13 protein-coding genes are annotated in these 13,275 nt (G+C 67.4%); 1 reads left to right on the top strand and 12 read right to left on the bottom strand.

The annotated features are described in order from the left end of the window. Positions 1–29: 29 nt before the first annotated feature. The 12 genes from alc to uraD form a co-directional block, all read right to left on the bottom strand. Entirely contained in the window at positions 30–1,052 is a 1,023-nt protein-coding gene (alc, locus tag OG300_RS08740) for an allantoicase (protein ID WP_405493973.1), read from the bottom strand. Between the two features lie 11 nt (positions 1,053–1,063). Beyond that, positions 1,064–2,239 (bottom strand): glycerate kinase, encoded by a 1,176-nt coding sequence (locus OG300_RS08735; protein ID WP_405493971.1) that lies wholly within the window; start codon positions 2,237–2,239, stop codon positions 1,064–1,066. Positions 2,240–2,296: 57 nt separating this feature from the next. Beyond that, positions 2,297–2,512 carry a hypothetical protein gene (locus tag OG300_RS08730; RefSeq protein ID WP_405493969.1) on the bottom strand — a complete coding sequence of 72 codons (216 nt, stop codon included), beginning with the start codon at positions 2,510–2,512 and terminating at the stop codon, positions 2,297–2,299. Next, positions 2,512–2,892, bottom strand: a complete 381-nt coding sequence (locus OG300_RS08725) for a gamma-glutamylcyclotransferase (protein ID WP_405493967.1) — start codon at positions 2,890–2,892, stop codon at positions 2,512–2,514. Before OG300_RS08725 ends, OG300_RS08730 begins: the two co-directional genes overlap by 1 nt. Before the next feature lie 54 nt (positions 2,893–2,946). Further along, the gene (locus OG300_RS08720) at positions 2,947–4,062 is read right to left on the bottom strand and encodes an XdhC family protein (RefSeq protein ID WP_405493965.1); all 1,116 of its coding nucleotides are present in this window, start codon (positions 4,060–4,062) and stop codon (positions 2,947–2,949) included. A gap of 4 nt (positions 4,063–4,066) precedes the next feature. Further along, positions 4,067–5,503, bottom strand: a complete 1,437-nt coding sequence (locus OG300_RS08715; protein ID WP_405493963.1) for an NCS2 family permease — start codon at positions 5,501–5,503, stop codon at positions 4,067–4,069. A gap of 148 nt (positions 5,504–5,651) precedes the next feature. Next, complete coding sequence (locus OG300_RS08710) at positions 5,652–7,985, bottom strand: xanthine dehydrogenase family protein molybdopterin-binding subunit (RefSeq protein ID WP_405493961.1); 2,334 nt, start codon at positions 7,983–7,985, stop codon at positions 5,652–5,654. Beyond that, on the bottom strand, positions 7,982–9,334 hold the full coding sequence (locus tag OG300_RS08705; RefSeq protein ID WP_405493959.1) for an 8-oxoguanine deaminase: 1,353 nt from the start codon (positions 9,332–9,334) through the stop codon (positions 7,982–7,984). The genes OG300_RS08710 and OG300_RS08705 overlap by 4 nt, the downstream gene beginning before the upstream one ends. Then, positions 9,331–9,804 carry a (2Fe-2S)-binding protein gene (locus OG300_RS08700; RefSeq protein ID WP_405493957.1) on the bottom strand — a complete coding sequence of 158 codons (474 nt, stop codon included), beginning with the start codon at positions 9,802–9,804 and terminating at the stop codon, positions 9,331–9,333. The genes OG300_RS08705 and OG300_RS08700 overlap by 4 nt, the downstream gene beginning before the upstream one ends. Continuing rightward, positions 9,804–10,676 carry an FAD binding domain-containing protein gene (locus OG300_RS08695; RefSeq protein ID WP_405493955.1) on the bottom strand — a complete coding sequence of 291 codons (873 nt, stop codon included), beginning with the start codon at positions 10,674–10,676 and terminating at the stop codon, positions 9,804–9,806. Before OG300_RS08695 ends, OG300_RS08700 begins: the two co-directional genes overlap by 1 nt. Before the next feature lie 82 nt (positions 10,677–10,758). Continuing rightward, positions 10,759–11,058, bottom strand: coding sequence for a hydroxyisourate hydrolase (gene uraH / locus OG300_RS08690; RefSeq protein WP_405493953.1), 300 nt, complete (start codon positions 11,056–11,058; stop codon positions 10,759–10,761). After that, complete coding sequence (uraD, locus tag OG300_RS08685) at positions 11,055–11,573, bottom strand: 2-oxo-4-hydroxy-4-carboxy-5-ureidoimidazoline decarboxylase (RefSeq protein WP_405493951.1); 519 nt, start codon at positions 11,571–11,573, stop codon at positions 11,055–11,057. The genes uraH and uraD overlap by 4 nt, the downstream gene beginning before the upstream one ends. A gap of 164 nt (positions 11,574–11,737) precedes the next feature. Between uraD and OG300_RS08680 the strand changes: the two genes are divergently transcribed. Further along, the gene (locus OG300_RS08680) at positions 11,738–13,246 is read left to right on the top strand and encodes a PucR family transcriptional regulator (RefSeq protein WP_405493949.1); all 1,509 of its coding nucleotides are present in this window, start codon (positions 11,738–11,740) and stop codon (positions 13,244–13,246) included. Positions 13,247–13,275 lie beyond the last annotated feature (29 nt).

Here is a 13,275-nt window from a genome sequence, read left to right as displayed (position 1 = left end):
GGCGACTCCCGGCTACCGCGCTGGAAGGATCAGGCCCAGCGGGCTTCGAGGGCGCGTTCACCGGCGGGCGTGAGCGAGCCGTGCACGCGCAGGCGGGCGATGCCGCCGTCGGGGAAAATATCCAAACGCAGGTGGGTGGTGGGTCGCTTGGCGTCGGGACGGACGCGGAAGCGGTGCGGAGTGTCGGCCTGGACGGGAATGCGGGGCAGCAGTTCGAACCACGCGGAGTCGTCGGGAGCCGGGACGGGCGCGCCCGCGGCCAGGTTGATGCCCAGCAGCCGAACCTCGGCGGGAGCATTGAAAACCAGGTTGGTGGTGTCGATTTCGAGGAGTTCGGGTTCGCCCTGAGCGGCCAACTGGATCAAGGCCCAGTCGTTGCCGTCGTCGCGGCGGCGTCCGGTCTCCCAACCCTCGGCCTGATTGCGGGCCAGACCGGGCGAGATCATGTTGTCGGGGGCCGAGTAGAACCAGTTGGAGCAGGCCAGAGTACGCGCGCCGTTCTCCAGAGCCGCCAGGTCGACGGTGAGACCGGTGAGCAGCACCGGATCCGGGACCACCTCACCGTGCACGCGGATGCGGGCGATACCACCGTCGGGATGCATGTAGAGGCGCACGTGGGTGAACACGCCCTCGGATTCGACCGGGAACTCGTGCTTGGCGTCACCGCCGACGGGACTCTTGGGCACGATCTCCGCCCAGTCGGCCGAATTCAGCTCTGCCACAGTCGGATAGCCCGAGACACGAGCCGCCTCGACCGAGATGTGCGGCGGGAAGTTGCCCTTGAACCAGGCGGTGTCGATCACCACGCCGCGGATGACGCCGGGCATACCCAGGCGGATGATCGCCCAGTCGCTGCCCGGATCATTGCGACGACGGCGGGTCTCCCAGCCGTCGTACTCCTGGCCCTTGGTGCCGAAGGTCTCCGGGGAGAACTTCGGTTCCCACGGCTGAATGAGGTTCTCGCGCTCCTCGAAGGACTCGTCGCTGGCGGCGACGACGGCGGCACGGAAGCTGCGCAGGGCGAGATCGGGCAGCGTGGTGAAATCTGACATGGCAACTCTCACTAGTAGTTTCGGATCAGCCGGCGACCCAAATGAGCATCGGCGATGCCGACGGCCAGCTGTTCCAGCAGTGATCCGGCCTGCGACGCGCACACGCGCGGATCGGGTTCCATATCGGTGAGCGCGAAGGCCGCCTCGACGCCGAAGCGGCGCAACAGATCCCGGTCGACCTCGCAGCGTTGCGACACCGCGACCACGGGCACCTCGGCCTTCCAGGCCGCCCGCGCCACACCGATCGGGGCTCTGCCGTAGAGGCTCTGCTCGTCGAGCGCGCCCTCCCCGGTGACGACCACGCGTGCGCCCGCCACCACCGCCCCGAAATCCAGTTCCTCCAGGATGATTTCGATGCCGGGCCGGATGGTCGCGTCCAGGAACGCCAGTGCCGCGAATCCGACACCGCCCCCGGCGCCCGCGCCACGGCGATCGGCTTCGTCCGCACCGAGTTCGCGGCGGGTGATCTCGGCGAAGCGGGCCAGCCCCGCTTCCAGCGCGTCGACCTCGCGCGGCCCCGCGCCCTTGAACGGGGCGTAGACCTGGGCCGCACCGCGCCTGCCGAGCAGCGGGTTGTCGACGGCGGAGGCCACCACCAGCGGAACCCGCAGCAGCCCACGGGTATCGATGTGGGCGAGCCTGCGCAGCGCCGCACCGCCGGGCGGCAGCGGATGGCCGTGCGCGTCGAGCAGCCGGGCCCCGAGCGCGGTGAGCAGTCCCGCTCCCCCGTCCGTGCACGCGCTGCCACCGAGCCCGAGCACGATGCGCCGCGCGCCACCGGCGACCGCGGTCCGAATGAGCTCCCCCGTGCCGGTGCTCGTGGAGTACAGCGCCGAGGCGGCATCCGGGCGGCCGCGTAACCGGCGCAGGCCCGAAGCTTCCGCGAGTTCCACCACCGCGGTCTCGGCACGCATGGCGAACGAGGCGACCACCGAATCACCCACCGGCCCGGACACATTGGTCTGCATCCGGGAGAACCCGGCGGCGACCATGGCGTCCACGGTGCCGTCCCCACCATCGGCGACCGGAATCGGCAGCACCGGAATATCGGGACGCGCCCGGCGCAATCCAGCGGTCAGATGCGCGGCGACCTGCACCGCGCTCAGCGAACCCGCGAACTCGGCCGGGGCCACGATCACGTGCCCCTCCTGCCAGCCCTTACGCAGCGCAGTGCGTCCCCGGATCACGCTGCGCGCCTGTACGACTCGCAGATCGACCGGTTCACGCAGCGCCGCACGGACATGTCAGGCACCCATCCGGCAGGTCCCGGCGGAGAAGTCCGCGGTGACGGGCAGCTGGACGGTGAACCGATCCACCACCCACCCGTCGGGCAGCACCGGAGACACCGGATGCCCGAGTCCGTCCAGGCAGCCGCAGCGCCGCTCCCGGGCGCCGGGACGCACCCGGCCTGGATTCATCACTCGTCGCTGCGCCGTAGCGGCGGTGGTGGTCGCGCCCATCAGTTCGCGCCGTCTCGATAGGTGCTCCAGCTGCCGAAATCGGTGATGTCGATCAGCTGCGGGTAGGAAATGATGGGGCGGCGCAACAGCATCGACAGCACCGAGGTGTTGTCGGCCAGCGCGATCACACCGAGCTCCAGCTCGGGCGGCTCGGCGGGCAGCAGCCGATTGCGCAGCACCTCCATCGGAACGTCGAACAGTTCACCGTCGATGGGCGCGCCACCGTAGGCGACCGGGTGCAGACCCGGGAAACGGTCACCGACCGAATAGAAGCGGTAGTGCGGCGCGGTCTTGGCCTCCCCCGCGAAGGGTGCGCCGTCGAGCAGGTAGTTGAGGGGTCCACCGCGCATGGCACCCCCGTTCAGGAAGATCAAAGGCATTGCCGTAGTACTACTTTCGATAGAAACAAACAGGTCGGGCAGTACTGGAACAGATCAGGCGGTGAGCCGCAGGGCACCCGGGGAGTCCGGGACGACCACGTCCGGCACCAGCACGGCATCACGGTGGATCGGCCCGCCGTGGACACCGAGGGGAACCCCGGATCCTCCACGGCGGACCGCCACGATCTCCGCGGCGATGGACACGGCGGTCTCCTCGGGAGTCCGCCCACCGAGATCCAAACCGATGGGCGACCGCAGCCGCGCCAGTTCGGCCTCGGTCACGCCGACCGCACGCAACCGGTCGAGCCGGTCGAGATGCGTGCGGCGCGAACCCATCGCTCCCACGAACGCCACCGGCAGGCGAAGCGCCACTTCCAGCAGCGGCACATCGAATTTGGCGTCGTGGGTGAGCACGCACAGCACGGTCCGCGAATCCACGTGGGTCCGTGCCAGATACTTGTTCGGCCATTCCACGACCACCTCGTCGGCGTCCGGGAAACGAGCGCGGGTCGCGAAGACCTCCCGCGCGTCGCACACGGTGACGTGGTAGCCGAGGAACTTGCCGATCCGGGCCACTGCCGCCGCGAAGTCGATCGCCCCGAAGACGATCATCCGCGGCGGTGGCACATGCGATTCGACGAACACCGTGACTTCGGCATCGTCACAGCCGATGGTGCGGATACCGGTGGTCCCGGCGTCCAGCATGGCCTGGGCTTCGGCCACCACCCGCTCGTCGAATTCGGCCCCGGCGGTCCACCAGGTGCCCAGCGCCATGGCGGCGCCACTGTCGAGGTCGCGGACCAATGCCACGGCCTCCCCCTCAGCTCGCAGGACCGTCTCCACCGCGATGCGGTTGGCTTCGGTCACTGGCTGGACGAACACCTCGATGGTTCCACCACAGGTCAATCCGACCGCGAAGGCGTCGGAATCGCTGTAGCCGAAGGTCTCCCGGATCGACTGCCCGGAATCCAGCGCCTCGCGGCACAACTCGTAGACCGCACCTTCCACACAGCCGCCGGAGATACTCCCGATGACGGTGCCGTCGGCGTCCACGGCCAGGGCCGCGCCGACCGGTCGGGGCGCGCTGCCGCCGATCCCGATGATGGAGGCAACGGCGTAATCCGTACCCGCCGTGTGCCATTCCAAGAGTTGTGCCGCGATGTCACGCATGTTCTTACCTTCCGAAGGCCATTTCGATGCCGTTGATGCCGAAGTAAGCGACGAACACGACGCTGACCACGGCCACCAGCCAATGGATCTCGCTGAACTTGCCGCGAGCGAGCTTGATCACGGTGTAGGCGATGAGACCGGCGCCGACGCCGTTGGTGATCGAGTACGTGAACGGCATCAGCACGATCGTGATGAAGGCCGGCACCGCGACCTCCAGATCGTTCCAATCGATCTTGCGGGCCTGCGTCATCATCAACGCGCCGACCAGCACCAGGGCGGGAGCGGCGGCCTGAATCGGCACCACCGCCGCGATGGGGGTGAAAAAGATTGCGGCGATGAACAATCCGCCGCTGACCACGCTCGCCAGACCGGTACGGGCGCCCTCACCGACACCCGTCGCCGACTCGACGTACACCGTGGAACCCGCGCCGCCGGACAGGCCGCCGATGATCTGGGCGACACCGTCGGTGGTCAGGATCTTGCCCATGCCGGGCACCTGCCCCTTCTCGTCCACCAGCCCGGCCTCGTCACAGACACCGAAAACGGTTCCCATGGCGTCGAAGAAGCCCGTCAGCACCAGCGTGAACAGCACCACCGAGGCGGTCATCGCACCCGCGGTGGCGAAACCACCGAACAGGTCGATGTGGCCGAGCAGACCGAAATCCGGTGTGGCGAACAGGGATTTGGGCTTCTCCGGGACGACGGTCCCCCACGACTTCGGATCGATCGTGGCCATCTTGTTGACGATGATCGCCAGCACGGTGGAGATCACGATGCTGATCAGGATCGCGCCGGGCACCTTGCGGATGAACAGCGCCAACATCAGCAGCAGGCCGACCGCGAAGATGACCGTGGGCCAGCCCTGCAAATGGCCGTCCACACCCAGCGTCACCGGTGGTCCGCCCGGTGAGCCGTGGCCCACCACGCCGGAGGACACCAGGCCGATCATGGCGATGAACATGCCGATGCCGACGCCGATCGCGTTCTTCATGGCGAGCGGAATGGCATTGATGATCATGGTTCGCAGGCCGGTCGCGGCCAGGATCACGATCACGATGCCCATCAGCACCACCAGGCCCATGGCCTGCGGCCAGGTCATGTGCGGTGCGGCCTGATACGCCACCACGGGTACGAGTCCGAGTCCGGCGGCCAATGCGAGGGGCACATTGCCGACCAGGCCCATCAGGACCGTGGTCAAACCGGCGGAAAACGCGGTGGTGGTGGTCAACTGAGCGATGCTGAGCTTGTCGCCGTGGACGTCCGCAACGCCGCCGAGAATTAGCGGGACCAGCAATATGACATACGCCATAGCGACGAATGTGGTGATGCCGCCGCGAATTTCACGGGTTAGAGTTGTCTTGCGCGCGGTTAGCCTGAAGAACTTTTCGAGCGCGGACTCTCGGGTCTCCGTTGTCGTGATCGGTGACTGAGTCTGGGTCATGGCTGCCCTCCTATGGGCGTAGCCGACCAGCGGCCCGGATTATCTGGTAATAGTCCGGGCCGCGGATTCGGTCTTGCTTGTTGTGGAGTCCCTATCACCGTGGGAGCGCCCCACATCGGCGCTCCCGCAGGCGATCTGCCCCTGTTAATCAACTGTTCCGGATGATGTCTTCCGGACGTACGGGCACGCGGTTGATGTTTCCGGTGCCACCCCGCTTACGGCACGCGTCGCGAATGGCTGCGGCGATAGCGGGCGTAGAAGAGAGCGTCGGAGGCTCACCGGCACCGCGCAGGCCATAGGGCGCACGCGGATCCGGGTTCTCCAGGATCTCCAGCTTCTGCGGGGGCGTATCGAGAATGGTGGGGATCAAATAGTCCGTGAAGGACGGGTTCCGCACCTTGCCGTTGGTGACCTGAATTTCCTCCATAACTGCCAGACCCAGGCCCTGAATCGAGCCTCCGTGGATCTGACCCTCCAGCGAGAGCCGGTTCATGATCTTGCCGACGTCCTGAACAGCGTCCAGGGCAACGACTTTCACGAGTCCAAGCTCCGTGTCGACCTCGACCACGGCCCGGTGCACGCAGAGCGCGAGCTGGGTGTGGCTGTCGCCTTGACCGGTCTCCGGATGCATCCGGCCGGAAGCCTGGTGGTGGTATTCGCGGGTGAGGTCGATGACCTCGTCGCCGAGCACATCGGCGATGGCGGCCACGAACTCGCCGGTCTTGGTCATCACCTTGCCGCCCTCGACCTCGAGGAAGCCGACGGGGCCGAACTTCTTGCGCGCCATCTTGAACAGCTCGTCACGCACGGCCTGGCAGGCCACCATCACCGCACCGCCGGTCATGTACGTCTGCCGGGAGGCGGACGAGGAACCGGCGCTGCCGACGGTGTTGTCGGACGGATGGATGACCACCCGCTCGAGCCCGAGCTCGGTGCGCGCGATCTGCGCCTCGACGGTCTTGAGACCCTGACCGACCTCCGCGCCCGCGGTGTGCACGAGTGCCACCGGCTCGCCGCCGATGACCTCGAGGCGCACGTGCGCGGTCGAGTAGTCGTCGAAACCCTCGGAGAAGCAGATGTTCTTGATGCCGACGCCGTATCCGATACCGCGGTACACGCCCTCACCGTGGGTGGTCTGCGACGCACCGCCGGGCAGGTTGCGGATGTCCGAAGTATCTACGGCGTCAGGAAGTTCCAGCTCGGAAGCCGTCTGCAGCATCTCCGCCATCGGCATCGGGGCCCAGATGACCTGGCCGGTGGCCAGCTTGGAACCCATCGACACGGCGTTGATCTGACGGATCGCGACCGGGGACAGGTCGAGGGCCTCGGCCAGCTTATCCATCATCGACTCGTGCGCGAAACACGCTTGCACCGCACCGAATCCGCGCATCGCGCCACAGACCGGGTTGTTGGTGTACACACCGTACACGTCGATCTCGAGGTGCGGGATCTCGTAGGGGCCGACCGCCAGCGAGGACGCGTTGCCGACCACGTTCTGGGTGGCCGAGGTGTACGCGCCACCATCGAGGACGATGAGAACCTTTGCGTAGGTGATCTTTCCGGTCGCGGTCGCGCCGTACTCGTAGCGCATCTTGGCCGGGTGGCGGTGCACGTGCCCGAAGAAGGACTCCTGGCGGTTGTACATCATCTTGACCGGCTTGCCGGTGTGCATGGCCAGCATGCCCGCGTGGATCTGCATCGAGAGGTCCTCGCGGCCGCCGAACGCGCCGCCGATTCCGCTCATGGTCATGCGGATCTGGTCTTCTTCCAGACCCAGGCACGGACCGATCTGCGAGAGGTCCCAGTGCAGCCACTGGGTGGCCACGTAGAAGTCGAGCGTGCCGTCCTCGTTGGGGATGACCAGACCGGACTCCGGACCTAGGAACGCCTGGTCCTGGATGCCGACCTCGAACTCCTCGCTGATCACCACGGTGGACAGCGTCTTGCCGATATTGATGTCGCCCATCCGGACCGGCTGGTGCCGGGCGATGCCGCCGCGGCCCTGCACGGCCAGGCCGACCGGGTCCTCGATGACGGCCATCGGATCCGTGATCGGTTCCAGGACTTCGTATTCGACCTCGATGGTCATCATGGCCCGGCGCGCGATCTCCGGGTGATCGGCCGCGACCAGCGCGATCGGCTCACCGTGGTGACGCACCTCGTCGAAGGCCAGCACCGGCTGATCCCAGGTGTGGTCGAGGCCGTAGACCTTGCGGCCCGGCACGTCCTCGTGGGTGAGGACGGCGTGCACACCGGCCATGGCCGCGGCCTTGCTGGTGTCGATGCTGACGATCTTGGCGCGCGGATGCGGGCTGCGCAGGGTCGCGCCCCACAGCATGCCGTCGATCCAGAGGTCGGAGGTGTAGGCGAACTCGCCCTTCACCTTCAGGGTGCCGTCCGGGCGGAGCGGGCTCTCGCCGACGCCACCCTTGCCCGGGACCGCCACATCCTGTGGGAACCGGGTGCTGCGTACGGTGGTCATCGGTTCTCCTGCTGCATGATTCGCTTGCGGGCGTTGACGCCGTTCTCGGCGACGACGTCCTGCGGCATGGTCTTGAGCTCGTCGTTCTCCACGACGGTGTTGCCGCCGACGAGCAGGCGCGCCAGCGGCGGCTGCGGGCCGAAGACCAGCGAGCACACCGGGTCCTCGATGGCGGCGCGGAAGCCGTCCACCTTCCAGACCGCGATATCGGCGAGCTTGCCGACCTCGAGCGAGCCGATCTCGTTGTGGCGACCCAGGTTTCGGGCACCGCCGAGGGTGCCGACCTCGAGGGCCTGGCGAGCGGTCATGGCGCGGGGGCCGTGCACGGCACGCTGGAACAGCATGGCCTGACGCATTTCTCCGGCCATCGAGGTGAGCTCCGAGGAGGCCGCACCGTCGACGCCCAGGCCGACCGGGGCACCTGCTGCGAGCAGGTCCTGCACGCGGGCGATGCCCGCGCCGAGGCGCGCGTTGGAGGTCGGGCAGTGCGCGGAACCGGTGCCGGTCTTGGCGAAGGCCGCGATGTCCTTGTCGTGCAGGTGCACCGCGTGGGCGAACCACACGTCGTCGCCGAGCCAGCCCAGCTTCTCCATGTATTCGACCGGGGTGCAACCCATCTGCTCGATGCAGTGCTCTTCCTCGTCCAGGGTCTCGGCGAGGTGGGTGTGCAGGCGGACGCCGTGCTGACGGGCCAGCGTGGCCGAATCCACCATGAGGCCCTCCGACACCGAGAACGGCGAGCAGGGGGCGACCGCGACGCGCAGCATCGAGTCGAAGGACGGGTCGTGGTACTTGCGGATGACGTCCTCGGTGTTGAGCAGGATCGCCTCGCGGTTCTCCACCACCTCGTCCGGCGGCAGCCCGCCCTGGGACTGACCGCGGTCCATGGATCCGCGGCAGGGGTGGAAGCGGATGCCCAGCTCGCGGGCGGCACGCACCTCGGCGTCGAACAGATCGCCACGGCCACTGGGGAATACGTAGTGGTGATCGGTGGAGGTGGTGGTGCCGGTCAGCGCGAGCCAGCCCAGACCGGCCGAGGCCGCGCCGTAGACGATCTCGGCATCCATGGTCGCCCACAGGCGGTACAGACCGGTCAGCCACTCGAAGAGGGTGGCGTCCTGGAACAGGCCCTGGGTGGCCCACTGGTAGAGGTGGTGGTGGGTATTCACCAGGCCCGGGGTCACCAGGCATCCGGCGCCGGAGAGGCGTTCGGCACCCACCACCAACGGCGCGGGTCCCGCGCCGAGAGCTTCGATCCGGCCGTCGTCGCCTACGACGAGGTAGCCGTTGGGGATTTCCGCACCGACAACCGGTGCGATATAAGCGTTTTCGATGACGAGCTTGCTCACTTGGCCTCTGCCTTCCGCTCGGCCGCGAGCTTCACCGCGTCCAGAATCTTCTCGTAACCGGTACAGCGGCACAGGTTTCCGGCCAGTGCCTCACGGATCTCGACATCCGAGGGGTTGGGCACCCGGTCGATGAGGTCGTGCGCCTGCACGATCAGACCCGGGGTGCAGAAACCACACTGGACCGCGCCGGCGTCCACGAACGCCTGCTGCATGGGGTCGAGCTTGTCGCCCTCGGCGAGACCCTCGACGGTGCGGACCGAACGGCCCTGCACCTGACCGGCCGCCACCAGGCAGCCACAGACCGGGGTGCCGTCGAGATACACGGTGCAGGAACCACATTCGCCCTGCTCGCACGCGTTCTTGGCGCCGGGGAGGCCGACCCGCTCACGCAGCAGGTACAGCAGGGACTCGCCCTCCCAGACATCGTCGGCGGTTTCCGGGGAGCCGTTGACGGTGAAGTTGATACGCATCAGGCCGCCCTCCTCTCTGCGGTGTAGTCGTTCCATGCCCAGCCGAGGGTCCGGCGGGCCATCACCGACAGCGCGTGCCGGCGGTAGTCGGCGGTGCCACGCACATCGTCGATGGGCTTGGCGGCCGCGCCCACGAGCCGTCCGAACTCGTGGGCGAGATCGTCGTTCAGCTTCCCGCCGTTGTCCCAGTCCAGGTTCGCGGCGAGGAAGTCCTGCGCCTCGACCGGACGGATCGGGGTCGGGCCCGCGGAGCCGATGCCCGCGCCGACGGTGCGCGTATCCGTGTGCAGCGCAACGGAGAACGAGCAGACCGCGATCACCATGGCGTTGCGGGTGCCGACCTTGGAGAAGTACTGCGGGCCGGTGGCCGGATCCAGCCAGATGGCGCGGATCAGCTCGTCGGGCTCGAGCGAGTTCTTCTTGACCCACACGTAGAAGTCGTCGATGTCGATCATGCGGGTGCCGCGGGCGGCCGACTCGACCTCGACCACCGCGTTGGTGGCCAGCAGGGCAGGGTGCGCGTCACCGGCGGGCGAGGCGCCGCCGAGGTTGCCGCCGACGGTGCCGCGATTGCGGATCTGCGGAGAACCCACAGTGCGCGACGCCTGAGCCAGACCGGGCAGCCGGTCGGAGTAGCGGTTGATGATCTTCACGAACGGCACGCCGGAGCCCAGCCGGATACGGCCGTCGGCCTGCTCCTCGACCTTGAACACGTCCCGGCAGGGGTTCAGGTCCAGAATCGCGGTGGGACGGTGCACGTCGAAGTTGAGTTCGACCATCACATCGGTGCCACCCTGGATCGGATGCGCCTCGGGGCGATCAGCCTTCAGCTGGAGGGCGTGCTCCCAGCTCTCGGGGTGTAGGAAATCCATTGCAGTCCTTCAGAAATCGAGTTCCGGATCGCCGGGGCGGCCGGAACTTCGCGAACGTCGGTGCCACACAGGGCCGTTGTGCTCAGCTGCCCCGGTACGTCGAGTACGAGTAGGGGCTCAGCAGCAGGGGCACGTGGTAGTGCTCGGTGGGGTCTTCGACGGTGAAGTCGATGGTGACCACCGGATAGAACGGGCTGACCGCGGCGGTGTCGAAGATCAGTCGGTGCGCGCCGGGACTCGGAGCGGGCAGATCCTTGATCCGGCCGTCGTCGTCGGTATGGCGCTCGGCGAGGATCTCGCCCGCGGCACTTTCCAAACGTACCGCCATGCCCGCGGCCGGTCGTCCGGTCGCGGCATTGAGTACATGAGTGGACAGGCTCACAGCGCGTCCTCCAGAAGTTTGCGGACCCGAAGTCCGGTGATGTCGGCCAGCTCACGGCGAACTACGAATTGCTCTTCGTTAGCTGTATTACTCATCCGGTGGCGTAATTGACCGAGCATCTCCTCGGCGCTACGACCGGACGCCCGAATCAGGAAGACGTGGCCGAACTGCTGTTCGTACGACAGATTGCCCGCCGCCAGCTCCTGCAGCACCCGCGCGTCGGCATCCGACGCGCCGGACTGTTCCTGCGCGGACCACTGGGCCTCACGCTCGGACTGATGCTTGGCCGCCGTGCGCTCGCCGATGCGGGGATGCGCGTCCAGCGCCTCCGTCACATCCTCCCAAGCGAGCTCCGTGACCCCTGTCACCGCGGCGGCGATCAAGCTCGACTCGTCCGCGTACGGCCGGTTCGCGACCATCTTCCGTGCCCATGTCCGGGACGCATTGCAGGTCAGCAGGTGCGCCTCGGCCTCTTCCAGGGGCAGCGAACCGAGCCATTCCAGGCGACTCGACATCCGACCTCCATCCCTCATTGGCGTGTGTCAACCACTAAACCCGCCGGGCGGTCATGCCCGAAAGGACGAGACCTCCGAACCTGTGGCCCGCGACACAGGGGCGCGTTTGTAGTTACATCCAAGTTCGGTAACCCGACGGTCACCGACTGTTAGCCTCGGACATCGTGCGGTTACGTTCCCTCTTGACCATGAAGGACCTCGGCCTACGGCTCGTCACCGGAGAGGACGAGTTGGACCGATTCGTCCGCTGGGTCGTAACCACGGACATGCTCGAGCCCAGCAGATACCTCTCCGGCGGCGAATTCGTGCTCACGGGCATGCAGTGGCGTCATACGCCCGAGGACAGTGAAACGTTCGTCGGCGCCCTCGCGAAGGCACGAGTGGCCGCGCTGGCGGCCGGAGACGCCCTCTACGGCGAAGCGCCCGAGGATCTCGTCGAGGCCTGTAAGAAACACCGAATTCCGCTGTTCCGGGTCGAGGAGCACATCGCCTTCGCGACGGTCACCGAGCAGATCAACCGGAAGCTGTCCTCCGGCCGAGCCGCCGACCTCAGCGCGATCCTCGACCGGCATCGGCAGCTGGTCTCCGGCAGCGGGCTGGATTCGGTGCTCGACCTGGTGCACCGCACCCTCGGCACCCGGTGCTGGGTGGTGTCCTCGCTGGGACGCGTGGTGGCCGGACCGCCGAAGGGGCTGCCCGAGCAGGTGCTCTCCGCCTTCCTGGGCGCGCGGCGACTACCACATGTGTTGAGCCACAACACGATTCGATACTCGCTGTTCGCGGTGGACGCCGACGGGACCTCGCGGATCGCGGACTGGTTCCTGGTGTTCGAGAGCGACTACAAGGACTGGCCCGAGGAGCGGCGGGCGCTGATCGGCGAGCTGGCCGCGGTGGTGTCGCTGGAACGCGCGCGGCAGGACGATCGGCAGAGCGCCGAAGGGCGGCTCGCGCAGGAGCTCATCGAGCTGATCATGTCGGATGCCAAACCGGCGGACATCATTTCGCGCCTGGAGCTGACCGGGCTGGGGCTGTCGGACCGCTATATCGCGGTCGCGGCCACCGCCGATTCGGGTGCGGTGCGGCCCGGTGAGCTGCGGGCGGTGCTGCGCGAAATCCTCTACGGCAAGAGCCCGGCCGTCGGCGTCGTGGACGGCGAGGTGATCCTGCTGGTCGCGCTCGGCGACAACAAGGCCCTCGACGATCACGTGCACCGGGCCATCGAGGCGCTGGAACCGGGGCTGCAACTGAGCCGGTTGTCGGTGGGCATCAGCGGCGCGGTCGACGGCGAAGGCCTGCGCGGCGCCGTGGAGGAGGCCCGGTACGCACGGCGGATGGCCGCCGAGCGGTCGGAGCCGACAAGCGTTGTGCGCCATGACGAATTGGCCACCCACATGCTGCTGCTGGCCAGCGTGCCCGATGAGGTGCGGCGCATGTTCCGGGTGCGGCTGCTGGACCCGCTGCGGGTCTACGACCAGGACAATCGCGCGGATCTGGTGCACACGCTCGAGACGTTCCTGGAGCTGTCCGGGTCCTGGACCAAATGCGCGGAACTACTGCACGTGCACGTGAACACGCTGCGCTACCGCATTCAGCGCATCGAGGAACTCACCAACCGCGACCTGTCGCGACTCGAGGACCGGGTCGACTTCTTCCTGGCGCTGGCCCTGCGCTGAATTGACCAAAGCAGTGTGGCCGTGACGTA

Origin of the sequence: Nocardia sp. NBC_00511, from assembly GCF_045161165.1 — a bacterium.
Classification (GTDB): domain Bacteria; phylum Actinomycetota; class Actinomycetes; order Mycobacteriales; family Mycobacteriaceae; genus Nocardia.
This window is presented reverse-complemented; position numbering and strand designations above follow the sequence as displayed.

Coding starts and splice junctions, on each gene's coding strand:
- alc (WP_405493973.1), bottom strand. CDS start 1,052: ATGTCAGATTTCACCACGCTGCCCGATCTCGCCCTGCGCAGCTTCCGT.
- OG300_RS08730 (WP_405493969.1), bottom strand. CDS start 2,512: ATGGGCGCGACCACCACCGCCGCTACGGCGCAGCGACGAGTGATGAAT.
- OG300_RS08725 (WP_405493967.1), bottom strand. CDS start 2,892: ATGCCTTTGATCTTCCTGAACGGGGGTGCCATGCGCGGTGGACCCCTC.
- OG300_RS08720 (WP_405493965.1), bottom strand. CDS start 4,062: ATGCGTGACATCGCGGCACAACTCTTGGAATGGCACACGGCGGGTACG.
- OG300_RS08715 (WP_405493963.1), bottom strand. CDS start 5,503: ATGACCCAGACTCAGTCACCGATCACGACAACGGAGACCCGAGAGTCC.
- OG300_RS08710 (WP_405493961.1), bottom strand. CDS start 7,985: ATGACCACCGTACGCAGCACCCGGTTCCCACAGGATGTGGCGGTCCCG.
- OG300_RS08700 (WP_405493957.1), bottom strand. CDS start 9,804: ATGCGTATCAACTTCACCGTCAACGGCTCCCCGGAAACCGCCGACGAT.
- OG300_RS08695 (WP_405493955.1), bottom strand. CDS start 10,676: ATGGATTTCCTACACCCCGAGAGCTGGGAGCACGCCCTCCAGCTGAAG.
- uraD (WP_405493951.1), bottom strand. CDS start 11,573: ATGTCGAGTCGCCTGGAATGGCTCGGTTCGCTGCCCCTGGAAGAGGCC.